Genomic DNA, 24,436 nt, shown 5'->3' with positions numbered 1-24,436 from the left:
GACCCGCGGTGCACGTCACCGGGCGGTGAGCGCAGGAACCACGATCGTCTTGATCGCGGTGGGGTCCGTCTTGGCTTTCATGAGCGCCTCGCCTGCGTCCTGCAGTCCGTACCGACCGGTGATGAGGGAGTCGACGCTCACGGTCCCGGTGGCGATGAGGTCGAGCGCCGTCGGCCACGTGTTGACATAGCGGAACGTGCCGGTCAGGGTGATCTCCCGGTGCTGGATCATCGCGATGGGCAGTTCGAGACGGTCCGCCCCCATGCCCACCAGGACGGCCGTCCCGCCGGGGCGCAGCATCGGGATCGCCGAGACGATCGCTGCGGCGTTGCCGGAGGCGTCGATGTACGTGTCGAAGTGCTCCTGAAATGCGGCCGGATCGACGTCAGCCGGATCGACGGCCGCTGTCGCTCCGTGCGCGAGGGCATGCTCTCGCCGACCTGCCACGGGATCGCTGATGACGACCTCGGTCGCACCGAAGGCGCGGGCCACCTGGGCGTTCAGCACGCCGATCGGCCCTGCGCCGGTGATGAAGACGCGCGAGGAGGCGGTGATGCCGGATCTCCGGACGGCGTGGACGGCGACGGAGACGGGCTCCGCCAGTGCGCCCTGCTCGAAGCTGACGCCGTCGGGCAGAGTGTGCGCGAAGTCGTCATCGATGACCTCATACTCGGCGAAGGACCCGTCGCAGGGCCAGGCGCCGTAGAACTCCACCGCGCGACACAGGTGATAGTCCCCGCGTTTGCAGTACTCGCAGCGGCGGCAGACGGTCTGCGGTTCGACGGAGACACGCGTCCCGACCCGCTCCGCCGACACGTCGGAGCCGACCGCCACGATCGTGCCCGCCGACTCGTGTCCGAGCACGACGTCGCCGTGCACGACGATGTCGCCGATCCGCCCCGTCTCGTAGAAGTGGGTGTCGGATCCGCAGACGCCGACGGCTTCGACGCGGACGAGTACCTGGCGTGGGCCGACCGGCGGCACCGGGACACGGCGGAGTTCGACGGTGCGTGGCGCGGTGAGCACGCTCGCGAGCATGTCTTCTGGGTGGGTGGCGGTCATGGTGGTTCTCTCCTTCTTCTCGGGGACGGGGTGTGCGATGGTCAGCCCTTGACGGTCCCCGCCGTCAGGCCACCGACGATCCACCGCAGCGAGAACACCGCGAAGAGGATGCCGGGGACGATCGAGACCATGGTGGCGGCGGCCATCGGGCCCCATTCGATCGACTGGTAGCCGATGTACTGCTGCAACCCCGTGGTCACCGTCTGCGTGTGGCGACCGGCCAGCACGAGCGGCAGCGTGTAGTTGTTCCACGCCCAGACGAACGAGAGCATCAGGCTCGCCGCCAGGCCGGGAGCGATCAGGCGGAAGAGCACGTGCCGGAACGCCGTCCAACGGGTGCCGCCGTCGACGGCCACCGCCTCCTCGAGCTCGCCCGGCAGGTCTTCGATGAACGAGCGCAGCATCCACACCAGCATTGGCAGCGTCACCAACTGGTACGCCAGGATCAGGCCGATGTAGCTGTCGGCGAGGTGCGTCTTCTGGAAGATCAGATACAGCGGCAGGATGATCAACAGCTCGGGGGCGAAACGGAGCGAGAGGATGCCGAAGGCGATGTTCTCCTTGCCGCGGAACGAGAAGCGCGCGAGGGCATAGGCGGTGGGGAGCCCGATGGCCAGGGTGACGAGGAGCGAGCCGGCGGTGACGATCAGCGAGTTGGCGAACGGGGTCAGGAACTCGGAGCCGCTGAAGACCTCGATGTAGTTGTCGAGGGTGGGTGCGAAGACGAAGAGCGGCGGGTTGGAGACGATCTGATCCGGTGTCTTGAGCGACATCAGGAAGATCCACGCGATCGGCCCCAGGGTGAACAGTGACCACAGGGCGAGACCGGCGACCACGAGTCCGTGAGCTGTGGTGCGCCGAGAGCGTCTGGTGCTGCGGGAGACGTACGGGATGGTCATCGTGCGGGCGTCCTCCGGGCTGGTCATGCGGAGATCTCCTTCCGGCGGGCTTTGAGGAGCAGGAACGAGAGCGCGTAGCAGATCGCCCAGAGGACGACCAGCGCCGCCATCGAGGCTCCGAAGTTGAGGTTCCGGATGCCGTCCAGATAGGCCAGCACATGGAGGTTCGTCGTGGCGTCGACGGGACCGCCCTTCGTCGTCGTGTAGATGACGTCGAACATCTTGAGGGAGTCGATACCGCGGAAGGCGACCACGACGACGAGCACGGGGGTGATCATCGGCACCGTGATCGCGAAGAAGTGGCGGACGTTGCTGGCGCCGTCGACCGCTGAGGCCTCGCGGAGCTCGGGAGGAACGCTCTTGAGGGCCGCCTGCATCAGCAGGACCACGAACGGCGTGTAGAGCCAGACGTCGACGAGCATCACCGAGAGCAGAGCGGTGTCCGGTCCGTTGAACCACAGCGACCCCGTGCCGCCGAGTGCCTCGATGAGCCAGTTCGTCACGCCGTTCTCGGTGAGCATGACCTTCCACATCAGCGCCGCGATCACGGGCGGCATCAGCAGGGGCAGCACGACGATGATCCGGAAGAAGCTGCCGTATCGACCGTGGTTGAGCGCGAGAGCGATGAGGGTCCCGAGGGTGAGCTCGACGGCCACCACGCCGACGGTGTAGAGCAGGGTGACGAGGATCGCATGCCACCCGTCGCCCGAGCTGAAGAGCACAAGGAAGTTCCTCCCGCCGTTCACCTCTGGCGCTCCGCGGTTCAGCCGGTAGGAGGTGAACGACCAGGCGACACCCGTCAGGAAGGGGTACATGATGGCCACGAGCACGGCGAGGCCGGGGAGGACGAGCAGGTAGGGCAGGGACGGTCTGTGTTTCATCGGCTTCTTTCCGGCAGAGGGGTCGGCCCGGACCGGGCCGACCCCTCGTGGTTTCACTCGGAGATGATCTGATCGATCTCGTCGGCGGCGTCGTCTGCCGCCTGCTTCGCGGTCTTCTGCCCGAGCACCGCGGACTGGAGTTCGATGGTCCAGGCGTCGCCGATCTCCGGCCACGTGGACGACGGCGTGTACGCCCACGTGGCGTAGTCGGAGAGGATCTTCTGCCAGGTCTCGTTGTAGCCGGCCCAGTCGGCGGTGGCGTCTGACATCTCGGGACTCTGCGCGACGGACTGCCGTGTCGGGTTCATGTTCCCGTTCGCGATGGCGCTGGTGAGCGTCTCTTTGGACGAAGCCCACTGCATGAAGAGCCAGGCCGCATCCTTGTGCGTCGAGGCGGCGTTCATGCCGAGCGACCACACCCACATGCTCGAGCCGCGGCCCGCCGGACCCTCGGGAGGCAGCGCGTAGCCGACCTTGCCGCCGATCGCGCTCTTCTCGAAGTCGGGCGCCATGTGGTCGGCGTCGATGTAGAAGGCGGCATTGCCGGCGATGAAGTCCTGCTGAGCCTCGTACCACGTGTAGGTGCTCGCCGCCTTGGGGGCGTACTGCATGAGATCGACCCATTGCTGGGTCGCAGCCACGGCTTCCGGCGAGTTCACCGCGGCCTTCCCGTCGACGATGTCCTTCGCGCCGTGGGCGAGCAGGAAGGTGCTGAACGGGTTGAGCGTCGGGTACGTCTTGTCGCCGCGGCTCACGAATCCGGAGATCTTGTGTCCGTCGTATTCGGTGCCGTTCAACTGCTTCGCGGCCGCGAGCAGCTCGTCGATCGTCTCGGGGACCGCGATGCCCGCGGCGTCGAGGATGTCTTTTCGATAGAAGAGCGCGTACCCCTCCTCGTTCACCGGCAGAGCCCAGAGCCCGCCCTTGCCGGCGCCGGAGTACTCGGTCTTGTCCCATCGGAGGGAGTCGATGAGCGCGGGGTAGAAGTCGTCGAAGTCCCAGTCGGGCGACGTGCGTGTCTTGTCCTTGATCCAGGGACGCAGGTCTTCGACCCATCCCGCCGCCGCGTACTGGTAGTTCATGGGCTGGGAGGTCATGAACGCGTCGTAGTCGCCCGAGCCCGATTGCAGCTCGGTCAGGAGCTTCACCATGTAGTCGGTCTCGGACAGGGTCTCGAGGTTGACGTCGATTCCGGTCAGATCTTCGAACTCGTCGAGGTGCGCCTTGATCGCGTTCGAGTACGGATGCTCGCTCATCAGGAGATTGAGCTCCTGCCCCTTGAAGTTCTTCCAGTCGAACCCGTCGAGCGGGGCCTGCGTCTCCGGTGCGGATCCACCGGCGGCGCAGCCGCTGAGGACGAGCCCCGCGGAGAGCAGCGCGATGCCGGCGGGTGCGAAACGGCGGTGGCGGCGGTGGTGTGCTGAGCCGAGCAAAATGACCTCCTCTGGTCATCGGGATGTGGTCGTGCAGGTGATCGGGCCTTGTGGGGAGGATCACCGGATCATTGTGTCTTGACCGCTCGCTCTGGAAGGTATGGTGCACATATGAGCGCAAAACCGAGAATCGATCAGAGGGTCGCCTACGTGTACGTGGCCATGCAGAACCTCGCCGAAGGGCGACCCCTGAACGAGATCGCCGAGGAGCTCGGCATATCGAGATTCGCGGCGGCGCGGATGGTGCGGCGCGCGCGGGAGCTCGGTCTGATCGAAGTCCGGGCCGTGGTGGATGATCCCGTCGAGGTCGATCTGTCTGCGCGTCTCGCGCGACGTTTCGGCCTGGAGTCCGCCATCGTCGTGGCGACGCCGTCCACCGGCGCGGCCGACGTGCGGGCAGCGCTCGCCGCGGTGGCAGCCCGGTTCTTCGTCGAGCACGCCGCCGAGGACGATGTGGTCGGCATGACCCCGGCCGGACTTCCGTCGCGATGTCCCGGTGTGTGGAACAGCTGCCCTGGCTGGACGTCGTGCAGCTGACCGGGGTCGGGGATCCGAACCTCGCGAACGGCATCGAGGCGATCCTCAACATCGGCCGGGTGAGCGGCGGAGCGACCTTCCCGCTCTATGCGCCGATCTTCGTCCCGGACGGGCAGAAGGAGGGCATTCTCCGCCACCCTGCGAACGCCCGCACGGTGCAGCGCTTCTCCGCGGTCACAGCGGCATATCTGACGATCGGCGGATGGCCGGACGCCTCGCTGCTGGCGACGCAGGTCGCGGAGGTCGGCGAGATGGATCGTTTCGCCGACCGCGACGTGGTCGCGGAGATCGGGACGGTGCTCCTCGACCGCCGAGGAAACTCGATAGGCGGCTTCGAAGACCTGATCGTCGGGATCGACGAGGACGCCACCCGTGCGATCCCGCTTCGCGTCGCCGTCGGCGGCGGCGCCGACAAGGCACGCGCCGTGCGGGCGGTGCTCGACTCCGGCATCGCACAGGTCGTCATCACGGACGCGCATTCGGCGTCGCTCGCGCTGGACGCGGCGGCGGACTGAGCCCTCCCGCGGGTGCCGGTCGACGGTTTCCACGGGTCGGGTCCGCACCGTTGCGCATGTCTTGTAGCGCCCGGACGGCGCCCCGGTCAAGACCATGCGATGAAATCCTCCGGGGAGTAAGACAGATGCGGGGCGAACGGGTCGCCCGCGAAGGAGGATCCATGTCTGCTCCCGACGCCGCCGTCACGGAGGTCAGGTCTCTCGTCCCGGCACGCATGGATCGCCTTCCCTGGTCGCGATTCCACTGGATGATCATCGTCGGCCTCGGGTTCTCGTGGATCCTCGACGGGCTCGAGGTGCAGATCGTCGCGGCGAACGGGTACGCGGCGACCCTGGGGATGGGCCCGGCGGAAGTGGGCCTCGCCGGCACCTGCTATCTCCTGGGGCAGGTCTTCGGCGCCCTGGTGTTCGGACGCCTCGCCGACCGGCTGGGGCGCAAGAACCTGTTCCTCGTGTCGCTCGCGGTCTATCTCGTCGGATCCGCCGTCGCGGGTCTCGCCTTCGCGCCCTGGTTCTTCTACATCTGGCGGTTCGTCGCCGGGGCCGGCATCGGGGGCGAGTACGCGGCGATCAACTCGGCGATCGACGAGATCATCCCCGCCAGGTACCGCGGACGTGTCGACATCGCGATCAACGGCACCTACTGGGGTGGTGCGGCTCTCGGCGCCGTCGCGAACATGTTCTTCCTGAACACCGACCTCCTTCCCGCCGACCTCGGGTGGCGCCTCAGCTTCTTCGTCGGTCCGGTGCTCGGCATCCTCATCATCTGGCTCCGTCGGCACATCCCGGAGAGCCCGCGCTGGCAGATGACGCACGGCCGAGAGGAGGAGGCGGAGCGCAACGTCGATCAGATCGAGGAGCGCATCCGCAGAGAGGGCAAGACCATCGACCCGGTCGACGAGAGCAAGGCCATCACGGTCAAGGAGTACGGCAGCGTGCCGTTCCTCGTCATCGCGAAGGTGCTGTTCAAGAAGTACCCGCGGCGCACGCTCGTCGGCATCACGATGATGGTGACCCAGTCGTTCCTGTACAACGCGATCTTCTTCACCTACGCCCTCGTGCTCGAGAACTTCTACGACACGCCTCCGGCGTCGGCATCGCAGTACTTCATCGTGTTCGCGGTCGGCAACCTCGCCGGTGCGCTCATCCTCGGCCACTTCTTCGACACGTGGGGTCGGCGCCGGATGCTGTTCTCGACGTACGTGCTCGCGGGCGCGATCCTCCTCGTCAGCGCCTTCCTCTTCAACGCGGGGGTGCTGAACGCGGCGACGCACACCGCGTTCTGGTGCGCGTCGTTCTTCTTCGCCTCCGCCGGGGCGTCTGCGGCCTACCTGACGGTCAGCGAGATCTTCCCGCTCGAGCTGCGCAGCCAGGTGATCTCCTACGTCTTCTCGATCGGGCAGCTCGTGGGCGCGGTCGCTCCGGTGCTCTATGGCGCGTTGATAGGTGCGAGTGCCGAGTCGGGCGATCGTGGCCCGCTGTTCTGGGGCTACGTGCTCGGGGCCGCCATCATGATGTTCGGCGGCGTCGTGTGCGGAGTGTTCGGTGTCAGCGCCGCGGGCAAGTCGCTCGAGGACATCGCGGATCCTCTGTCTCTTGTGGAACCTGCGGACAAGCCGGTCGCACCCGGGGGCGCGGACGGCAGCTGACGGTGTCGGCCCTGACGTCGTCGACGTCAGGGCCGACGGGTCGTTGCACCTGTAACCTGGTGTCGTGCACAGGCAGCAGCGATTTCGCCACCCCCGGCCGGGAAATGGCCGCGGGGTCGTCGATGCGCGCCGATAGCGCATAGGTCTCCGCAGGCGCGGCCGGGGGAAGTTCGACTTCTCTACCAGCCCGCAATCGTTTTGGAGACCTTCCCATGTCGCATGCCGACCATCTGACTTCTGACCAGCTCTGCCGCGCGCTGAACATGCGCGACCTCACCGATCCTGCCCAGGGCGAGCACGCCGTCCAGGTGCTTCTGGATTCGGTGGTGAGCGCGCTGCAGACCGAGTGGCGCAGCACCGTGCGCTACGTGCGCACCACGCCGGTCGTGCCCGTGCGAGAGAACTACGACCGCCTCGGCTACGACCCTGGCGACGTGACCCGAGACCGCCGATACACGCGGTACATCAGCTCGACGGTGATGCTGCGCAGCCACACCAGCGCCGAGCTGCCGACCGCCCTCGAGGACTACGCGGGGCAGGCCGACGTCGACGAGCTGATCGTGACGCCGGGCCTCGTCTACCGGCGCGATGCGGTCGATCGCAGCCACGTGGGCGAGCCCCACCAGTCGATCTCTGGCGCATCCGCGATACTCCGGACACCGACGACAGCGACATGATGACCATGATCGGCGTGCTGGTGGCGGCGGTGCTGCCCGGGGCGGAATGGACCATGACCGACGTCACCCACCCCTACACGTCGGGCGGCCGCCAGATCGATGTCCTCCACAACGGCGAATGGCTGGAGTTGGCCGAGTGCGGGCGCATCCATCCCGACGTGCTGCGCGGATCGGGGCTCGACCCCGAGCGATGGTCCGGGCTGGCGCTCGGCATGGGATTGGAACGCGCACTGATGTTGCGCAAGGGCATCCCCGACATCCGCTACCTCCGCGCAGAGGATGCCCGCATCGCCTCCCAGATGTTGAGTCTCGAGCCATGGCAGCACGTCTCGCCTCTGCCCGCGTCGCGGCGCGACATCTCCGTCGTCTTGGCCGCCGACGAAGACGAGGAGACACTGGGCGACCGCATCCGCATCGCCCTCGGAGCGGACGCCGACGTCATCGAATCGGTCGAGGTGCTCAGTCGCACCGCACACCAGGACCTTCCCGATCCCGCACGCGTTCGTCTCGGAACTCAGGACGGGCAGGTCAATCTCCTGCTGCGGATCGTGCTGCGACCGATCGACCGCACCCTCACCGCAGAGCAGGCCAACACGATCCGCAACTCGATCTACCGGGCGCTGCACGAAGGACCGGTGATGGAACTGATCTGAGCTGCTCGGATCCACGCTCAGGGCCTCGCCGCGACACCGGCCCCGGCATCCCGGTGCCGGTGATCAGCGGGCGAGCCAGCTCCGCAGCGAACGCGTCACGAACGGCAGCACCCAGTACGCCATGATCGGCGTGAGCACGAGGGTCGTGACGAGCACCCGCAGCCAGATCGGCAGGGCGTCCCACCCCGGGACGGGGCTCATCGCGTACGTGAAGGCCACGTTGACGGGGAAGAATCCCAGCCAGATCGAGGTCGCCTGCTTCCAGCGCGGGGGAGCAGGGGCGACCGTGACCGTCTCGGTGCTCCCGTCGGCTGCCGGGAGAGTGATGGTCCCGGTCGTCGGCTCATCGAACCAGCCCTCGATCCCGGTCCGACGTTTGGAGCGCTCGCTGCGCACGAATCCCTCGCCCATCGACAGCCACCACGTGCGCTCGGCCGACTGCTCCCACGCGACGAGCGACTCCTCGCTCGCGAACCGGTACAGCATGTGCCACACCTGCGAGTCCTCGCCGGCGCGCACCCAGCCGGAGCCGAGGAAGCCCGGATACTTCGTCGCGAGGTTCACGCCGGTCTGCACCCAGGCGGTCGCCTCCGTGATGCGGCCGGGGTCGACTTCGCGGCGGATGGAGACCGTGACGGGTTCGGACATGGTGCGCTCCTCGGGCGGAACGGGCGCCCTGGGTCGGGGCGTCGAGGCGGATGCGCCAGGGTGGCGGCGCATCGTCGATTCTAGTTCGGCGGCCGCGCGGTGCCGGCCGTCCGGCACCGCATGAGGAAGACCCCCGCCGACCCGATTCGGCGGGGGTCTTGCGGCGTGGGCGCCGCAACGGGAGCAAGAGCGCTCACCTTCGCGCGGATGACGTGACACCCGATCCGGTCTGAGTCTTTGTCCGCGCACTTGCAGTTGTAGTCGGACGAGATGGACGAACGGTGAACGCGTCGCGAACAACCCACGGGCCGCAGTGAACGTCCGGAGAGCTCCGATGCAAGGATGTCCTAGTAAATCTCCGGGCATCCGAGTAAACTCGTCAAAGTGCCAACGACGGCACGGAGGGGTGTCACACAATGACTCGTACCATCGCCCATTTCGTAGGCGGATCGCTTCTGACGCCGGAAGAAGGACGCTTCGCAGACGTGTTCGATCCGAGCACCGGAGCCGTGCAGGCGCGCGTCCCTCTCGCTTCGGCGGAGGACGTACGGCGCGTGATCGCGAACGCCGAGGAGGCACAGGTCGCCTGGGCGGCGACGAACCCCCAGAAGCGTGCCCGCGTGCTGCTGCGCTTCCTCGACCTGGTGCAGCAGGAGATGACGTCGCTGGCCGAGCTCCTCGCGAGCGAACACGGCAAGACGGTCGACGATGCGAAGGGCGACATCCAGCGCGGTCTCGAGGTCATCGAGTTCTCCGCCGGAGCTCCGCACCTGCTCAAGGGCGAGTACTCCACGGGTGCGGGCGCGGGGATCGACGTGTATTCGATGCGGCAGCCCCTCGGCGTCGTGGCGGCGATCACCCCGTTCAACTTCCCCGCCATGATCCCGCTCTGGAAGGCAGGTCCGGCACTCGCGGCAGGCAACGCCGTCGTGCTCAAGCCGAGCGAGCGCGACCCCTCCGTACCGGTGCGCCTGGCGGAGCTGTTCCTCGAGGCCGGGCTTCCTGCCGGCGTGCTCAACGTGGTTCACGGCGACAAGGAGGCCGTCGATGCCCTGCTCACCGATGACCGGATCCGTGCGGTCGGATTCGTCGGCTCCACACCGATCGCCGAATACATCTACGCGACGGCGACGGCGCACGGCAAGCGGGCCCAGTGCTTCGGCGGCGCGAAGAACCACATGATCGTGATGCCCGATGCCGACCTCGATCAGGCCGTCGACGCACTGATCGGCGCGGGCTACGGGTCGGCGGGAGAGCGGTGCATGGCGATCTCGGTCGCCGTCCCCGTCGGCAAGGAGACCGCGGATGCGCTGGCGGCGAAGCTCGTCGAGCGCGTCGCGCAGCTGCGGGTCGGCCCCTCGCTCGCCGCCGACGTCGACTACGGACCGCTGGTCACGCGCGCCGCGGTCGAACGCGTCGAGGGGTACATCCAGCAGGGCATCGACGAAGGCGCGACCTTGCTCGCCGATGGCCGCGGCTTCACGGTCGACGGGCACGAAGAGGGCTTCTACCTCGGACCGACGCTGTTCGACGACGTGACGACCGACATGGCGATCTATCGCGAGGAGATCTTCGGCCCCGTGCTCGTGATCGCCCGCGCCGCCGACTACGAGGAGGCGCTGCGCATGGCCTCGGAGCACGAGTACGGCAACGGTGTCGCGATCTTCACGCGCGACGGCGATGCAGCCCGCGACTTCGCGGCGCGCGTCGAGGTCGGCATGGTCGGGGTGAACGTGCCGATCCCGGTGCCGATCGCGTACTACACCTTCGGCGGCTGGAAGCGCAGCGGGTTCGGCGACCTCAATCAGCACGGCGCCGACGCCTTCCGCTTCTACACGAAGACCAAGACCGTGACGAGCCGGTGGCCCAGCGGCATCCGCGACGGCGCCAGCTTCGTCATCCCCACCATGCACTAGGCCCGGAATCTCCCAAGGAATCGCGATGACCATGACCACCGTCACCACCACCGCCGAGGAGCGCGAGGCGATCCTCGGCGCCGTCCGCGAGTTCGCCGAGACCGAACTCGCCCCTTACGCCGCCGAGCGCGACGAGAAGCACCTGTTCCCCGCGAAGCCCTCAACCGCGCCGGCGAGCTCGGCCTGGGCGGCATCTACGTCGACGAGGAGTTCGGGGGCACGGGCCTGAGCCGCACCGACACCGTGGCGATCTTCGAGGAGCTCGCCAAGGGCGATCCCGCGGTCGCCGCCTACATCTCCATCCACAACATGGTCGTGTGGATGATCGACTCCTACGGCGACGACGCGCAGCGCGCAGTGGTTGCCGCAGCTGACGGCGATGCAGGAGTTCGGCGGCTACTGCCTCTCACCGAGCCCGGCGTCGGCTCGGATGCCGCGAACGTCGCCACCAGCGCCGTCCGCGACGGCGACGACTACGTGCTCACGGGCGTGAAGCAGTTCATCTCCGGTGCGGGCGAGGCCGCCGTGTACGTCGTGATGGCGCGCACCGGGGAACCGGGAGCGCGCGGCATCAGCGCCTTCCTCGTCCCCGGTGATGCGGAGGCGCTGAGCTTCGGGGCTCCCGAGAAGAAGATGGGCTGGCATGCGCAGCCCACCCGCCAGGTGATCTTCGACGGCGTCAGGGTTCCGGCATCCGCCATGCTCGGCGATGAGGGGCGAGGATTCGCGATCGCGATGTCGGCTCTCAACGGCGGACGCCTCAACATCGCCGCCTGCTCGCTCGGCGGCGCGCAGTGGGCGCTCGACAGGGCCGTGCAGTACGTGCACGAGCGGATGGCGTTCGGAGAGCCGCTCGCCGAGAAGCAGTCGATCCTGTTCGCGATCGCCGACATGCGCACCGACCTGCATGCCGCACGTCTGATGGTGCGCGACGGAGCCCAGGCGGTCGACGAGAAGGCGCCGGACGCCACGATGCGCTGTGCGATGGCCAAGCGCTTCGCGACCGACGCCGGCTTCGACGTCGCCAACCGGGCGCTGCAACTGCACGGCGGCTACGGATACCTGCAGGACTATGGGATCGAGAAGGTCGTCCGCGACCTCCGGGTGCACCAGATCCTGGAAGGGACGAACGAGATCATGCGACTCATCGTCGGACGCGAGATGCTGCGCCCGGCGGGGTCGGCGTCGATGAGGAGCGCATCATGACGCGCGTCGCGTTCCTCGGCCTCGGGCACATGGGGCTGCCGATGGCGGAGAACCTCGTCGCGGCCGGCCACGAGGTGCACGGCTTCGACCTCGTGCCCGCGGCCGTCGAGGCGGCGCAGGCGGCCGGCATCCCGGTGGCGGCCAGCGGAGCGGATGCCGTGGCGCACGCGGATGTCGTCATCACGATGTTCCCCGCGGGGAAGCATGTGATCGAGGCCTATCGGACGGAACTGCTCGCGGCCGCGCGGCCGAACACCCTCTTCATCGAGTCGTCCACGATCGCCGTCGACGAGGCTCGGGCGGCGCACGCGCTCGCGCTCGCCGCCGGGCACCGCAACGTCGACGCTCCGGTGTCCGGCGGTGTCGTCGGTGCCGAGAACGGGACGCTCGCGTTCATGGTCGGCGGCTCCGACGAGGACTACGCCGCCGCACTGCCGCTGCTCGAGGTCATGGGAAAGCGCATCGTGCATTGCGGAGGCTCGGGGCTCGGACAGGCGGCCAAGGTGTGCAACAACATGGTGCTCGCGGTGTCGCAGATCGCCGTGGCCGAGGCATTCGTCCTCGGTGAGCGGCTCGGGCTCGAGCACCAGGCGCTGTTCGACGTCGTGTCGCAGGCGTCCGGGCAGTGCTGGTCGATCACGACGAACTGCCCCGTGCCCGGCCCCGTGCCGACGAGCCCTGCCAACCGCGACTACCAGCCCGGCTTCGCGGGGGCGCTGATGGCGAAGGACCTCGGCCTCGCGCTGCAGGCGATCGAGCAGACCTCGACGGATGCGCGTATGGGCCGTCTCGCGCAGGAGCTCTATGCCGCCTTCGCTGCGGGCGACGGTGCGACCAGGGACTTCTCCGGCATCATCACCGACATCCGCGACGGCGTCGTGTGAACCTCGTGTGAGCCCGGCCGTGAGGGGCCACAACACGCCGCGCCCCCGTGCGGTCTGCGGCGTGTCCTGACCCCTCAGCGCGCGGCGGGGGCGGGGGCGCTCGAGAGGCGAAGGACGATACTGGACACGACACGACACGACACGAAGGCAGGCGATATGACCGAGTACGAGACGATCCTGGTCGAGCAGCGCGGACGGGTCGGGTGGATCACCCTGAACCGACCAGAGGCGCTGAACGCGTTGAACAGCCGGCTCGCCGAGGAGGTCACCGCAGCCGCCGTCGCGTTCGATGCGGACGAGGGCGTCGGCGCGATCGTGCTGACCGGATCCGAGAAGGCCTTCGCGGCCGGTGCCGACATCAAGGAGATGGAGGGCATGTCCGCAGCGGAGATGCTCGACAGACCACTTCGGCGTCTGGCACGAGTTCGCGGCCGTGCGCACGCCCGTCATCGCGGCGGTGTCCGGTTTCGCCCTCGGCGGGGGCTGCGAGCTGGCGATGATGTGCGACATCATCCTGGCTGCCGACACGGCCAAGTTCGGTCAGCCGGAGATCAACCTCGGCGTCATCCCCGGCATGGGTGGCACGCAGCGTCTGATCCGCGCTGTCGGCTACTACAAGGCGGCAGAGCTGGTGCTCTCCGGCCGGTTCATGGGCGCCGAAGAGGCGGAGCGCTCCGGCCTGGTGTCACGCGTCGTGCCGGCAGCCGATCTCCTCACCGAGGCGACCACCCTCGCCGACACGATCGCCTCGAAGTCGCTGCCCTCTGTGTACGCGGCCAAGGCGGCACTGGATGCCGCGATGGAGACGACCCTGGCCGACGGCCTCGCGCATGAGAAGCAGGCCTTCGCCGCACTGTTCGACACCGCGGACCAGAAGGAGGGCATGTCGGCCTTCCGTGAGAAGCGGGCGCCCGACTTCCAGAACCGCTGACCGCGTGACGTGCGAGTTCAGCCGGTGAGGCCGTCGACGATCTTCGCGATGCGCCGCTCCCTGGTCGCATCCTGCTTGGCGTCGGAGACCGCGCGCGCGTGCTCTTTGCGGACGCTGTAGCTGAGCGCGTCGAACGCGGCACGCACCTTCGGGTCGGCATCGAGCGCCGTCGCGAGCTCGGCGGGAACGTCGACCGTGCGCTCCGCGCCGTCGACGCGGATCACGGCATCGATCTCCTGGTCGATCTCGACGCCCAGTTCGGCGCGCACCGCCTTGCTGAACCCGATCATGTTCTCGCCGCCCATGCGCGCCAGTCGCAGGCGTGCGGTGCGCCCGCCGATCGTGACCGCGACGGGGAACGCCTTCCTTGCCCCGAGGGATGCGACCTGCTCGTCGTCGAGCAGGATCGCTGCGGCGGGACCGCGGCCGGTGAGGGTGGTGTGCAGGCGCAGTTCGCTCATGCCGAGATCGTACGCCCCGAGGGCACCCGTCGCGGGAGGAACCGAGACCGGTCAGAGAGCGTCGGGCTGCGGACGCGGATCGGCGAAGTCGCCGGCAGCCTTGCGCAGCCGTGCCACGATCGCGACGAGCTCAGCCGCATCGCCGTCGTCCATCCCCGGATCGGCGAACACCTCGGTGTTGAGGGCGCTGGTGGCGCGCTCGACCAGCTCGCGTCCTGCGTCCGTGAGGGCGAGGAGGGCTGCGCGGCCGTCGTGCGGGTGCGGCTCGCGCACCACCAGGCCGTCACGGACGAGGCGCTCCGCCGTGCTGGTCACCGTCGTCGGGTGCACCTGGAGACGTGCGACGACGCTCGACAGGGGCAGGCGCCCGGCGCGGCTGAACGCCAGCAGGCGCAGCACCTCGAACCGGGCGAAGCTGAGCGCGAACGGCTTGAGGGCCGCATCCACCCGGGCGAGCAGCAACTGCTGGGCGCGCATGACCGAGGTGACCACCGCCATGCCGTCGGCGGCATCCGCCCATCCGTGCGCGATCCACTGCCTCTTCGCCTCGGCGAGCGGGTCCACGGGGAGAGGGCGGGGTCGGGTCACGTCTCTACGGTACCGGCGCGGGACGGTGCGGCAGGTCGCCTGGCCAAGCGGCCGTCAGGTTGTCGATTATGTATACATTGTCCCCCGGATTCGGGCTCTCCGGCCGTGAATAAGTTCGCTTTTGGCTACATAGAGGGCGATGCGGATAGACTCGCCGTGTCGTGAGGAGCATTCGATGAAGATCTTCGTCCTGGTCAAAGAGGTGCCGGACACCTATGGCGATCGCAAACTGAATCTCGAGACCGGCCTCGCCGATCGAGCGGCAGGCGATGTCGTGCTCGATGAGATCACCGAACGGGCCCTCGAAGTCGCGCTCAGCTATGCCGACAAGAACGACGGCACCGAGGTCGTCGCCGTGTCGATGGCTCCCGCAGGATCGACGGCCTCCGTCCGCCGGGCACTCGCGATCGGCGCGGCCTCTGCCGTGCACATCGCCGACGAGGACCTCGCCGGCGCGGATCTGGGTCTCACTGCCGAGGTGCTCGCCGCGGCGATCCGTCGCGGTGCGCCCGACCTCGTGATCACGGGCAACCTCTCGACAGACGGCTCCGGCGGTGTCATCCCGGCGATGCTCGCCGAGCACCTCGGATATGCGCAGGCGACGGCGCTGAGCTCTGTCGAGATCACCGCTGACGGCGTCTCCGGAACACGGGCCGCCGACGCGGGAGGGCAGCAGGTCAGTGCTCCGCTGCCCGCCGTGATCTCGATCACCGAGGCGCTCCCCGATGCGCGCTTCCCCAACTTCAAGGGCATCATGGCGGCGAAGAAGAAGCCCCTCGAGGTGCTCACCCTCGCGGACCTCGAGGTGTCGGCTGATCCGTCCCTCGCTCCGCGGACCATCATGACGGCGGTGTCGGAGAAGCCCCCGAGGGCGGCCGGCGTGAAGATCACGGACGAAGGCGACGCCGCAGACAAGCTCGTCGAGTTCCTCGTGCAGAACAGGCTGGTGTGAGATGACCTCGTCCGAGAACCCGATCCTCGTCCTCGTGGACATCGACCCCTCCGGGTCTGCCGCGAGCAGCACAGCGGCCCTGATCGGCGCAGCCGCGACCATCGGCTCGCCCGTCGCGTTGATCGTCGGCGGCAGCCCGGCGGCCGTTGACCAGGTCGGTGCGGCGGGTGCGGCGGTCGTGCTGACAGCCGACGGTGACGCCGCATCGCTCACGGTCCCGATCGTCGATGCCCTCGAGGCCGCCGCCGCGCAGGTGCGCCCCGACGCCGTGCTCATCTCGAATTCGATCTCCGGCCGCGACGTGGCAGGGCGCTTCGCCGTGCGGACGAAGAGCGCGCTGTCGGTCGACGCGGTCGGGGTCTCGCGGGACGAAGAGGGCGTCGTCGCCCACCACTCGGTCTACGGCGGCGCCTACCTCGTCGACTCCGCCCCCACGTTCGGCACCCCGGTGATCACGGTGCGTCAGGGCGCAGTGGAGGCGCGTGCCGAGGCGGTGGCGAACCACTCGGTCGAAGCGCTCGCCGTCACGGCATCGGGCGCGGCCGCCGCGACTGCCGGACCCGTCGAGATCGTCGAGGCCGCCTCCTCGCGTCCTGAGCTGCGCGGTGCGACCCGCGTCGTGTCGGGCGGCCGCGGTCTCGCGTCGAAGGAGAAGTTCGTGCTCGTCGAACAGCTCGCCGACGCGCTCGGCGCCGCGGTCGGTGCGTCACGGGCGGCCGTCGACGCCGGGTACATCCCGCAGTCGCATCAGGTCGGGCAGACCGGCGTCTCGGTCTCGCCCCAGCTGTACGTCGCCCTGGGCATCTCGGGGGCGATCCAGCATCGCGCGGGCATGCAGACCTCGAAGAACATCGTCGCGATCAACAAGGACCCCGAGGCGCCGATCTTCGAGGTCGCGGACTTCGGCATCGTCGGCGACGTGTTCGCCGTGGTGCCGCAGGTGATCGCGGCCCTCGAGGCACGGAAGAAGTAGGCATGGCGACGCGGATGCTGCGACGCGGTCTTCCGCGTGTGCCCGGTGGAGAGCCGTGGCCCCCTGCGGATGCGTCCGTCGAGGTCGCGGATTCTCCGCTCACCGCGGAGTCGGGCAGCGCGAGCGGATTCGTCGCGGCTGAACCGGTCGCGGCTGAACCGGTCGCGGCTGAACCTGTTGCTGCGGAGCCCGTTGCTGCCGCGGCGTCCGTTGCGGCTGCGTCCGTCGCAGTCGGTGCCGAGTCTGTCGCGGCGTCGTCTGCGGGTGGGCGGTCCGCTCGGGCCGACTCGCATGTCCGTCGGGGCCTCCCGCGTGTGCCAGGCGGTGAGCCGTGGCCGCCGGTCGACGCGGTGGCCGGAGCCGACGGCTCGGCTGTCGTCTCCGAAACGGCACCGGCCGCCGCGACCGCGGCTCCGGTGACTGCGGCCGCCGCTGCCGCTCCGACGACCGGCGGGACGACCGAGACGCCGACTCCCTCCGCTGCGGCGCCGACGGCTGCTCCGGGGCGACAGGCGCACCGGCTGCGCACGCCTCGGCCGCCGCGGGCGTCCGTCGCGGCCTGCCGCGCGTCGTCGGGGAGAGCCCTGGCCGCCCGCGGGCACAACTCCGGCCGTGGGCGTCGAGCAGACATCGGCTTCTTCTGAGACGGTGTCTGCGACGGACGCCGCGCTCGCCCCCGCCGCTCCGACCGCGTCGGAGAGCGTCGGGGCCGAGAGTGCCGCCGCTGCGACGTCCGTCGTCGCGGTCCCCGCCGTCGCCGACCTCAGCGCTCCCCTGCCGTGGAGTCGCACGGTGTGGAACGGACGGGCTCCGCGCCACATCGCCACGGCCCCCGCATCCGACCGTCGTCGCCCCACCTGGACGCAGGCCATCGCCGTGCTGTTCGGCGCCGCCGCGCTCGGCGTGCTCGCGGGTGCGGCGATCGCTTTCGTGCGCACGCTCCTGAGCTTCCCGTTCATGCAGGACTTCCTCGGGGCGTTCCCCGGCGAGTACGAGCCGGCGATCGCCGTCGAGCCGGGATTCGCCCCCTGGATCGGGTGGCAGCACTTCTTCAACATGTTCCTGATGGTGCTGATCATCCGCTCGGGGCTCCAGGTGCGCACCGAGAAGCGACCGACCGTCTTCTGGACGCCCCGCGGCAACGCCAAGGGGAAGATCAGTCTGAACCTCTGGTTCCACCAGTCGCTCGACATCCTGTGGCTCGTGAACGGCGTGATCTTCGTGGTGCTGCTGTTCGTCACGGGGCACTGGGTGCGGATCGTGCCCACGAGCTGGGAGGTGTTCCCGAACGCGCTCTCCGCTGCGCTGCAATACGTCTCGTTCGACTGGCCGCACGAGAACGGCTGGAACAACTACAACAGCCTGCAGCAGCTCGCCTACTTCGTGACCGTGTTCATCGCCGCGCCGTTGGCCGCGATCACGGGCTTCCGCATGTCGGGGCTGTGGCCGAAGAAGGCCGAGCGGCTGTCGAAGGCGTACCCGGTCGAGTGGGCGCGTGCCCTGCACTTCCCGATCATGCTGTACTTCGTCGCGTTCATCATCGCTCACGTCGCGCTCGTGATGCTGACCGGTTTCCTGCGGAACCTGAACCACATGTTCGCGTCGCAGGACGCGGTCACCTGGACGGGTTTCTGGGTCTTCATCGTGTCGCTCGTGGTGATCGCGATCGGGTGGGTCGCGGCGCGACCGCTGGTGCTCGCGCCGATCGCGAAGGTGTTCGGCAAGGTCTCGGGTCGCTGATGGCGGGCAGGGCGGGTGTCTCCTGCCCGCGCCCGCCGGATGAAGGCTCTGCCGGGGAAGCACGCCTTTCGCGTTCAGACTGACGTGTTACACAATGAATGCATGGAACTGCGCAGTGTCTCGGGGCTCATCGGTGGTGTCGGATTCACGATGAGCGGTGCCGTCGAGGTCGTCCGGATCTCGATCGCCTCGTCCGCAGCGGCGGCCGCGCTGGCGGTTCTGGGTGCGGTGCTGTGGGGAGTGGCGGTCCTCGCGCTGACGTTCGGTCTCCGTCGTCGGGAGAGCATCGTGGGACGTCGGCGGTCGGCGTTGGTGGCGTCGGCCGTCCTGGCGGTGTGGCCGACGGTCGACACGCTGGTGGGCCTCTTCGGCGGTCCGGACACGCCGGCGGAGGCGCGCGCTGAGGTTGCCTGGGACTATGTGTCACCCCTGGTCGCGCTGGCAGCCGGGCTGGTCGTCTCGGCCCACATCGCTCGCGCTCGTGTCGTCCCGGCCCCGTGGAACCGCGTGCCGCTGTGGGTGCTGGGAATCCAGGTCGCGGTGTGGTTCATCCCTCAGGTCGTCGGAACTGCGGCGCCCACCGCGTTGATCCACACGGCCGATCTCTTCGTGGCATTGGGGGTGCTCGGGGCTCTCGTGGCGACTTTCGGCCTCGGCTTCGTGAGTCTGGTGCTGTCGCTCAGTCTGCCGTCGTCGGTGGATCCCGCTGCTGCATCCCCGTCGGGGGACTCGTAGACGCCGGCCGTCGGTGTTGACACGTGACCAAGCAAGCGCTTGACTGGCGGTGTGTTCGCGCCTCTCGCCTTCTTCTCCTTCGTCCGCCTCGACTACCGCTCCCTGCATGGCGAGTACAACCGCTGGCACCAGCTCGACCATCGGCCGGAGAACCTCGCCCTCCCCGGTGTCGCCTGGGGTGACCGGTGGGACGTGCGACCGGAGTATGCGGACCTCGGCAGCGGCTCCCTCGCGGGAGAGGTCGACTTCGTCGCCATGTACTGGTTCCGTGATCCGGTGGAGGAGTCCGTCGCCGCGTGGGATGCGCTCGGCGAAGCCTCTTTCCAGTGGGGACGTGGTCCGCTGATCCCCGGCATCCACCGTCCGCTGCTGGCGTTCTTCCGGCCCGTGAAGGGGTACGCGGCGCCGCGCGCCCTGGTCGACGCACAGGTGCTGCCGTACCGGCCGAATCGCGGAGTGCACCTCACCGCGACCCGGTTCGCCGACCCGCACAGCTCCGAGACGCATGCCGCTCACCAGCGCGAGGACCGCGAGATCATCCCGGCACTTCTCGAGGTCGATGGCGTGGCGGGGGCGTGGACCTTCTCCTACAGTCATCCGCAGCGCCACTCCTCGCTGCCGTTCGACGAGACGCCGTCCGATGCGCCGGGGAGCATCAGGATCCGCCTCGTCTACCTCGAAGACGATCCCGCGGTGGTCACGCCGGCACTCCGAGCGGTGGAGGACCGGTTCCCGGCGACGGGGAGCGGATGCTGGCGACGCCGGTGAAGACGATCATCCCCTGGCAGGACTGGTGAGCGAGGCCCTGGAGCGGCGGCTGCGCGCACTCGAGGATCGTGCGGAGATCGCGGACCTCATCGCGCGGTACGGCCCGGCTGCCGATGCCGGAGACGCCGATGCGGTGGCGGCGCTCTGGGCGTCGGACGGCACCTACCAGTTCGACGAGACGGTGCTCGATGCCGAGGGTATCCGCTCGCTCGTGACGATCCCCACCCACCGGGAGTACATGCGTCGAGGCTGCGCGCACATCGTGTCGGCGCCGCGCATCGACATCGACGGCGACCGCGCGGTGGCGGTGACGCACTCGGTCGTGATGCTGCGCGAGGGGAGCGGTGGGTCGGCGAGCGGGTCAGCGCGAACAGGTGGGAGCTTCGTCGCACGGGTGAGGGGTGGCGTGTGCACCGTCGTCGGAACCGTCTGCTCGAAGGGGATGCCGCTGCGCGGAGTTGCTCGCTCCCTGACGCGGAGGTGCGGGGGGTCAGGGGGCGAAGCGGGTGAGGGGAGTCTCGCCGGCTGCGGTGAGGCGGGCGAGCGTGCGGGCGCGGGGGCCGAGCGCGCTGCCGTAGCGCACATCCCAGGAGTCGTGGCTGTCGTCACCCAGGGCGATGCGTGCGTGGTGCGGCCAGTTCGGGTCGTCGAGCGCCTGACGCCCGAGCAGCACCATGTCGGCGTCGCCGTGGTTGAGGAGCCGTTCGGCCTGCTCTGCATCGACGACGAGGCCGACGGTCGCGGTCGGGACTCCGGCCTCCTCGCGGATCCGACGGGAGAAGTCGGCATGGAACGCGAAGCCCCGGCGGATGCGGGTGTCGGTGGAACGGTCGGTGGTGATGCCTCCGGATGAGGTGTCGATCAGGTCGACCCCGGCCGCGGCGAGACGGCGGGCGACGTGGACGGTCTCCTCGATGCCGGAGCCGCCCTCGGCGCCGTCGACGGCGGAGACCCGGAACGACAGGGGGATCCCGACGCCGAGAGCATCGCGGACGGCTGTCACGACCTCGAGCGGATACCGCAGGCGGTTCTCGGCGCTGCCGCCGTAACGGTCGGTGCGGTGGTTCGACACCGGGGAGAGGAACGAGTGCAGCAGGTATCCGTGCGCGCCGTGCAGCTCGATGAAGCGGAAGCCCGCAGAGACCGCACGCGCGGCCGCGTCGTGCCAGTCCTGCACCGATCGGGCGATCTGCTGCGCTGTGAGTTCCGCGGGCATCGCGTGACCCGGCCCCGCCGACAGGGCGCTGGGAGCCACGAGGGGCCATGGTGCGAAACCCGCGGCGGCATCCGTCTCGTCGAGCGGGGCTCCTGCGCGCCAGGGCTCCCGCACGGCCGCGCGCCTTCCGGCATGGCCGAGCTGCACGCCCGGAACCGATCCCGACGCGGCGACGAGGGCGGCGACGCGTCGCCATCCCGGTACCTGCTCGTCGCTCCAGAGCCCCGTGTCGAAGGGGGAGATGCGGCCTGGGGGTGCACGGCCGTCGCTTCGGCGATCACCAGTCCCGCCCCGCCCAGGGCGAACCGGCCGAGGTGTGCGACATGGAAGTCGGAGACCTGCCCGTCCTGTGAGGCGTACATGCACATGGGGGAGATCCCGATGCGATTCGGCAGTGTCACGTCGCGCAGGTGCAGCGGCGAGAAGAGGGTCATGCGGGCTCCTGGGGGTGCGGGCGGCGGAGGAATGTCGCGAGCAGCGCGGTGATGACACCGCAGGCCGCCGCGAAACCGAGCGAGATCTGGAGGGCCTGCTCTGAGAGGAACGCGGGATCGGCCTCGGAGGGCAGCGCCGCGATCACGAACCCGAACAGGGCGGCTGCGACGGCTCCGGAGAGGGTGCGGATGACGGAGTTCACGCCGTTCGCGGTGGCGACCTCGTCGGCGGGGACGGCGGCCGTGATGAGAGGGCATCGCGGCGAAGGCGAACGCGACACCGGCGCCGACCAGAGCGGAGCCGATCAACACGGGCACGGCACCGCCGTGGAACAGCACCCGGAACACGAAAGCGAGCGCCATCATCACCGACCCGAGAAGGAGGGCCCGCTGCCCGCCGAATCGGGTGATCACCCGCGCGGAGAGCGGTGCGAGGACGATCATGGTCAGCGCCGAAGGCAGCAGGAACATGCCGGCCGCCGCGGTGGCGACGTCGAGGCCGTACCCGGTGGATCGCGGTGCGAGAGCTTCCTGGGTCGTCAGCAGGTGATTCGCGTACATGCCGAACGTCGCGAAGAACGACGCGACGTTGATCGGCAGGATCGGGGCACGCATGGCCGTCCGCACGTCGATGAGCGGGGCGGGATGTCGTCGCTCCCACAGCGTCCAGAGCGCCAGGGTCGCGACGGCGAGAGCGGCGAATCCGAGGGTGAGCGCAGTGGTCCAGCCCCAGTACTGTCCGCGGGAGATCGCCAGCAGCAGCGAGGTGAGGCCGACGGTGAGGAGCACGGCTCCCACGACGTCGAACCCGCGGGAGTCGCCCGCCGGAGCCTCCGGGATGCGCCAGCGGATCAGGGCGCAGAACACCGCGCCGACGATCGCCGAGCACCAGAACACGGTCGGCAGCCCTCCTCCGTCGAGCAAGGGGCCTGCGAGCACGAGTCCGAGCGCCGACCCCATGCCGAGAGTGCCGCTCATGAGCGCGATGCCGAGGACGGCGCGGCGGCGCGAGACGAGTGCGCTCAGGAGGCCGATGCCGATCGGGACGACCGCGGTGCCGAAACCCTGCAGAGCGCGGCCGACGAGCACTGCGGTGAAACCGGGGATCACGGCGGCGATGACCGAGCCGGCCACGAGCAGCCCCATCGACAGCAGCAGCATGCGGCGTCGACCGTGCATGTCGGCGAGGCGTGTGACGACCGGGGTGCCGACCACCCCGGCGAGGAGCGTGACGGTGATGAGCCATGAGGCGTCGGCGGCGGTGGTGTCGAGCAGGGCGGGGATGAGGGGGAGGAGGGGGACGATCAGGGTGAACTGCAGCGACGTCAGCATGCCGCAGGCGGCGAGGAGTCCCACCACCACGCGCTCCTGGCGTTCTCGTTCCGACTTCACTGTCACCGTTCCCTCGGGGAGCGATGTCCCCGCGTCTAGCTGGCGAGACCTCCGAGGAGGAAGAGGCGATGAGGAGGGGACCGCTCAACCCCGCGTGATCGTGCGACGGTGCAGCCGCCACCCCGCCTCTCCGCGCACGAACGTGTCGGCATAGACGCCCATCGCCGCGAGCGACGGGATGCCGTCTGTGCTGCGGTAGTAGCGGAAGTAGGAGCGGGCGCTCGCGCGGTCGCCGTGCACCTCGACCGTGATGCTGGACACGTCGTGGCGGGTGTGACTGCCCGGCCCCTGGATGCCCGCGGCCCTGCGGTCGTGCACGCCGGCCAGGAGCGCCTCGCGTCCTGTGATGCTCTGCACGTCCATGGGGAGGTCCGTGGCATCGGTGAGGTCCCAGACGGCATCCGCCGTGAAGCAGTCGATGTACTCCTCGGGGTCTCCCGCGTCGGCGAGCTGCGCGATGCGGGCGAGGAGGATCGCGATGTCCTGGCGGTCGCCGATGGTCCGCAGGTCGACCTCGGTCATTGCGTCACCGTCCATCCGCCGTCGACCGGCAGGAAGACGCCGTTGATGTAACCGGCGAGCGGGGAGAGCAGGAAGAGCGTCGCCCAGGCGATGTCGTCGGGTGTGGCCATGCGCTTCAGTGGGATGCGGGTGAGTACCCGCTGCCCTGTCTCGCTGCCGGCGAAGCCCGCAAGGCGCGGGGTGTCGGTCATGCCGGGTGCGACGCCGTTGGAGCGGAACTCCGTGGCGCGATGGGCGGCGAGGTGGCGGATGTACCCCATGATCGCGGCCTTGGATGCCGAGTACCACGCGTTGTCCGTGCCGACGAGGTTGCCCGCGACCGACGTCGTCGCGACCATCGCCGCACCCTCGCCCGGACCGGTGGCCGCCCACGTGTCGGTCATGCGGCGCACGCTCCCGACGCAGATCTCCAGCGCCCGGTCGAAGGGGATGTCGGAGCTCGAGGCGGGCCCGGCGTTGTTGTGCAGGTAGCGGATCGGTCCGAGCGTGCGCACGGCGTCCGTGAAGCCGGCGTCGACCGCGGCGTCATCGGAGACGTCGGCTGCCCAGGTGTGCACGGCGGCGGCTGTCGTTCGCACCTCGTCCGCGGTCTCCGCGAGCCCTGCGGGGTTCAGGTCCCACAGGCTGACCGCGAGACCGAGCTCCGCGGCATGTCGGGCCGTCGCCCGTCCGATGCCGCTGCCCGCGCCGGTGATGAGCACCGTGTCTCCTGCTGCGAATCCGAAGTCGACTGCACCCATCCCGCGCTCCTTTGCCCAAGCATT

General features: G+C 69.1%; 23 protein-coding genes and 3 pseudogenes. 15 read left to right on the top strand and 11 right to left on the bottom strand.

Going from position 1 to position 24,436, the window contains the following annotated elements; all coding sequences use genetic code 11:
- Positions 1 to 15 precede the first annotated feature (15 nt).
- The 4 genes from G4G29_RS18050 to G4G29_RS18035 are packed head-to-tail and all read right to left on the bottom strand — an operon-like array spanning position 16 to position 4,275.
- Positions 16 to 1,062 carry an NAD(P)-dependent alcohol dehydrogenase gene (locus G4G29_RS18050; RefSeq protein ID WP_183151067.1) on the bottom strand — a complete coding sequence of 349 codons (1,047 nt, stop codon included), beginning with the start codon at positions 1,060 to 1,062 and terminating at the stop codon, positions 16 to 18.
- Positions 1,063 to 1,103: 41 nt separating this feature from the next.
- Positions 1,104 to 1,988: a carbohydrate ABC transporter permease gene (locus G4G29_RS18045; protein WP_183151066.1), complete on the bottom strand. Its 885-nt coding sequence runs from the start codon at positions 1,986 to 1,988 to the stop codon at positions 1,104 to 1,106.
- Positions 1,985 to 2,842, bottom strand: coding sequence for a sugar ABC transporter permease (locus G4G29_RS18040; RefSeq protein ID WP_183151065.1), 858 nt, complete (start codon positions 2,840 to 2,842; stop codon positions 1,985 to 1,987). Before G4G29_RS18040 ends, G4G29_RS18045 begins: the two co-directional genes overlap by 4 nt.
- Positions 2,843 to 2,895: 53 nt before the next feature.
- Positions 2,896 to 4,275, bottom strand: coding sequence for a sugar ABC transporter substrate-binding protein (locus tag G4G29_RS18035; protein WP_183151064.1), 1,380 nt, complete (start codon positions 4,273 to 4,275; stop codon positions 2,896 to 2,898).
- Between the two features lie 111 nt (positions 4,276 to 4,386).
- Between G4G29_RS18035 and G4G29_RS23660 the strand changes: the two genes are divergently transcribed.
- The 5 genes from G4G29_RS23660 to G4G29_RS24255 all read left to right on the top strand — a co-directional run bounded on the left by G4G29_RS23660 (position 4,387) and on the right by G4G29_RS24255 (position 8,306).
- Entirely contained in the window at positions 4,387 to 4,812 is a 426-nt protein-coding gene (locus tag G4G29_RS23660; RefSeq protein ID WP_183151063.1) for a helix-turn-helix domain-containing protein, read from the top strand.
- A complete protein-coding gene (locus G4G29_RS18025; RefSeq protein WP_183151062.1) occupies positions 4,776 to 5,327 on the top strand; it encodes a sugar-binding domain-containing protein in 552 nt (183 codons plus the stop codon). Before G4G29_RS23660 ends, G4G29_RS18025 begins: the two co-directional genes overlap by 37 nt.
- Before the next feature lie 161 nt (positions 5,328 to 5,488).
- Complete coding sequence (locus G4G29_RS18020; RefSeq protein WP_183151061.1) at positions 5,489 to 6,976, top strand: MFS transporter; 1,488 nt, start codon at positions 5,489 to 5,491, stop codon at positions 6,974 to 6,976.
- Positions 6,977 to 7,188: 212 nt separating this feature from the next.
- The gene (locus G4G29_RS24260; RefSeq protein WP_309491599.1) at positions 7,189 to 7,653 is read left to right on the top strand and encodes a hypothetical protein; all 465 of its coding nucleotides are present in this window, start codon (positions 7,189 to 7,191) and stop codon (positions 7,651 to 7,653) included.
- A complete protein-coding gene (locus G4G29_RS24255) occupies positions 7,650 to 8,306 on the top strand; it encodes a hypothetical protein (RefSeq protein WP_309491598.1) in 657 nt (218 codons plus the stop codon). Before G4G29_RS24260 ends, G4G29_RS24255 begins: the two co-directional genes overlap by 4 nt.
- 63 nt (positions 8,307 to 8,369) lie before the next feature.
- On the opposite strand, the gene G4G29_RS18010 is transcribed toward G4G29_RS24255, so the two are convergent.
- Complete coding sequence (locus G4G29_RS18010; protein WP_183151060.1) at positions 8,370 to 8,954, bottom strand: antibiotic biosynthesis monooxygenase; 585 nt, start codon at positions 8,952 to 8,954, stop codon at positions 8,370 to 8,372.
- A 416-nt stretch (positions 8,955 to 9,370) separates the two neighbouring features.
- Between G4G29_RS18010 and G4G29_RS18005 the strand changes: the two genes are divergently transcribed.
- The 4 genes and pseudogenes from G4G29_RS18005 to G4G29_RS17990 all read left to right on the top strand — a co-directional run bounded on the left by G4G29_RS18005 (position 9,371) and on the right by G4G29_RS17990 (position 13,891).
- The gene (locus G4G29_RS18005) at positions 9,371 to 10,870 is read left to right on the top strand and encodes a CoA-acylating methylmalonate-semialdehyde dehydrogenase (protein WP_183151059.1); all 1,500 of its coding nucleotides are present in this window, start codon (positions 9,371 to 9,373) and stop codon (positions 10,868 to 10,870) included.
- A gap of 25 nt (positions 10,871 to 10,895) precedes the next feature.
- A pseudogene (locus G4G29_RS18000) lies at positions 10,896 to 12,076 on the top strand (acyl-CoA dehydrogenase family protein).
- A complete protein-coding gene (gene mmsB / locus G4G29_RS17995) occupies positions 12,073 to 12,960 on the top strand; it encodes a 3-hydroxyisobutyrate dehydrogenase (RefSeq protein WP_183151058.1) in 888 nt (295 codons plus the stop codon). Before G4G29_RS18000 ends, mmsB begins: the two are co-directional and overlap by 4 nt.
- Before the next feature lie 156 nt (positions 12,961 to 13,116).
- A pseudogene (locus G4G29_RS17990) lies at positions 13,117 to 13,891 on the top strand (enoyl-CoA hydratase-related protein).
- Positions 13,892 to 13,908: 17 nt separating this feature from the next.
- Here G4G29_RS17990 and G4G29_RS17985 read toward each other — a convergent pair.
- A complete protein-coding gene (locus tag G4G29_RS17985; protein ID WP_183151057.1) occupies positions 13,909 to 14,352 on the bottom strand; it encodes a YdeI/OmpD-associated family protein in 444 nt (147 codons plus the stop codon).
- Positions 14,353 to 14,403: 51 nt separating this feature from the next.
- The gene (locus G4G29_RS17980) at positions 14,404 to 14,940 is read right to left on the bottom strand and encodes a MarR family transcriptional regulator (protein WP_183151056.1); all 537 of its coding nucleotides are present in this window, start codon (positions 14,938 to 14,940) and stop codon (positions 14,404 to 14,406) included.
- Positions 14,941 to 15,115: 175 nt separating this feature from the next.
- Here G4G29_RS17980 and G4G29_RS17975 point away from each other — a divergent pair, with 175 nt between their 5' ends.
- From G4G29_RS17975 to G4G29_RS17950, 6 genes are all read left to right on the top strand, one after another.
- Entirely contained in the window at positions 15,116 to 15,892 is a 777-nt protein-coding gene (locus G4G29_RS17975) for an electron transfer flavoprotein subunit beta/FixA family protein (RefSeq protein ID WP_183151055.1), read from the top strand.
- Position 15,893: 1 nt separating this feature from the next.
- Complete coding sequence (locus tag G4G29_RS17970; RefSeq protein ID WP_183151054.1) at positions 15,894 to 16,865, top strand: electron transfer flavoprotein subunit alpha/FixB family protein; 972 nt, start codon at positions 15,894 to 15,896, stop codon at positions 16,863 to 16,865.
- A gap of 2 nt (positions 16,866 to 16,867) precedes the next feature.
- Positions 16,868 to 17,509 (top strand): hypothetical protein, encoded by a 642-nt coding sequence (locus G4G29_RS22890; RefSeq protein WP_183151053.1) that lies wholly within the window; start codon positions 16,868 to 16,870, stop codon positions 17,507 to 17,509.
- A 4-nt stretch (positions 17,510 to 17,513) separates the two neighbouring features.
- Positions 17,514 to 18,605 carry a cytochrome b/b6 domain-containing protein gene (locus G4G29_RS22885; protein WP_183151052.1) on the top strand — a complete coding sequence of 364 codons (1,092 nt, stop codon included), beginning with the start codon at positions 17,514 to 17,516 and terminating at the stop codon, positions 18,603 to 18,605.
- Between the two features lie 102 nt (positions 18,606 to 18,707).
- On the top strand, positions 18,708 to 19,340 hold the full coding sequence (locus G4G29_RS17955) for a hypothetical protein (RefSeq protein WP_183151051.1): 633 nt from the start codon (positions 18,708 to 18,710) through the stop codon (positions 19,338 to 19,340).
- 51 nt (positions 19,341 to 19,391) lie between these two features.
- On the top strand, positions 19,392 to 20,108 hold the full coding sequence (locus G4G29_RS17950) for a hypothetical protein (RefSeq protein WP_202045369.1): 717 nt from the start codon (positions 19,392 to 19,394) through the stop codon (positions 20,106 to 20,108).
- 162 nt (positions 20,109 to 20,270) lie between these two features.
- Here G4G29_RS17950 and G4G29_RS20790 read toward each other — a convergent pair whose 3' ends face one another.
- From G4G29_RS20790 to G4G29_RS17925, 4 genes and pseudogenes are all read right to left on the bottom strand, one after another.
- Positions 20,271 to 20,522: a hypothetical protein gene (locus G4G29_RS20790; protein WP_202045694.1), complete on the bottom strand. Its 252-nt coding sequence runs from the start codon at positions 20,520 to 20,522 to the stop codon at positions 20,271 to 20,273.
- Between the two features lie 76 nt (positions 20,523 to 20,598).
- Positions 20,599 to 23,114, bottom strand: a pseudogene (locus tag G4G29_RS22880) (MFS transporter).
- 120 nt (positions 23,115 to 23,234) lie between these two features.
- The gene (locus G4G29_RS17930; protein WP_183151050.1) at positions 23,235 to 23,672 is read right to left on the bottom strand and encodes a nuclear transport factor 2 family protein; all 438 of its coding nucleotides are present in this window, start codon (positions 23,670 to 23,672) and stop codon (positions 23,235 to 23,237) included.
- A complete protein-coding gene (locus G4G29_RS17925; protein WP_183151049.1) occupies positions 23,669 to 24,412 on the bottom strand; it encodes an SDR family oxidoreductase in 744 nt (247 codons plus the stop codon). The genes G4G29_RS17930 and G4G29_RS17925 overlap by 4 nt, the downstream gene beginning before the upstream one ends.
- Positions 24,413 to 24,436: the final 24 nt, after the last annotated feature.

The organism is Microbacterium sp. Se63.02b (assembly GCF_014171575.1).
Classification (GTDB): Bacteria; Actinomycetota; Actinomycetes; order Actinomycetales; family Microbacteriaceae; genus Microbacterium.
This window is presented reverse-complemented; position numbering and strand designations above follow the sequence as displayed.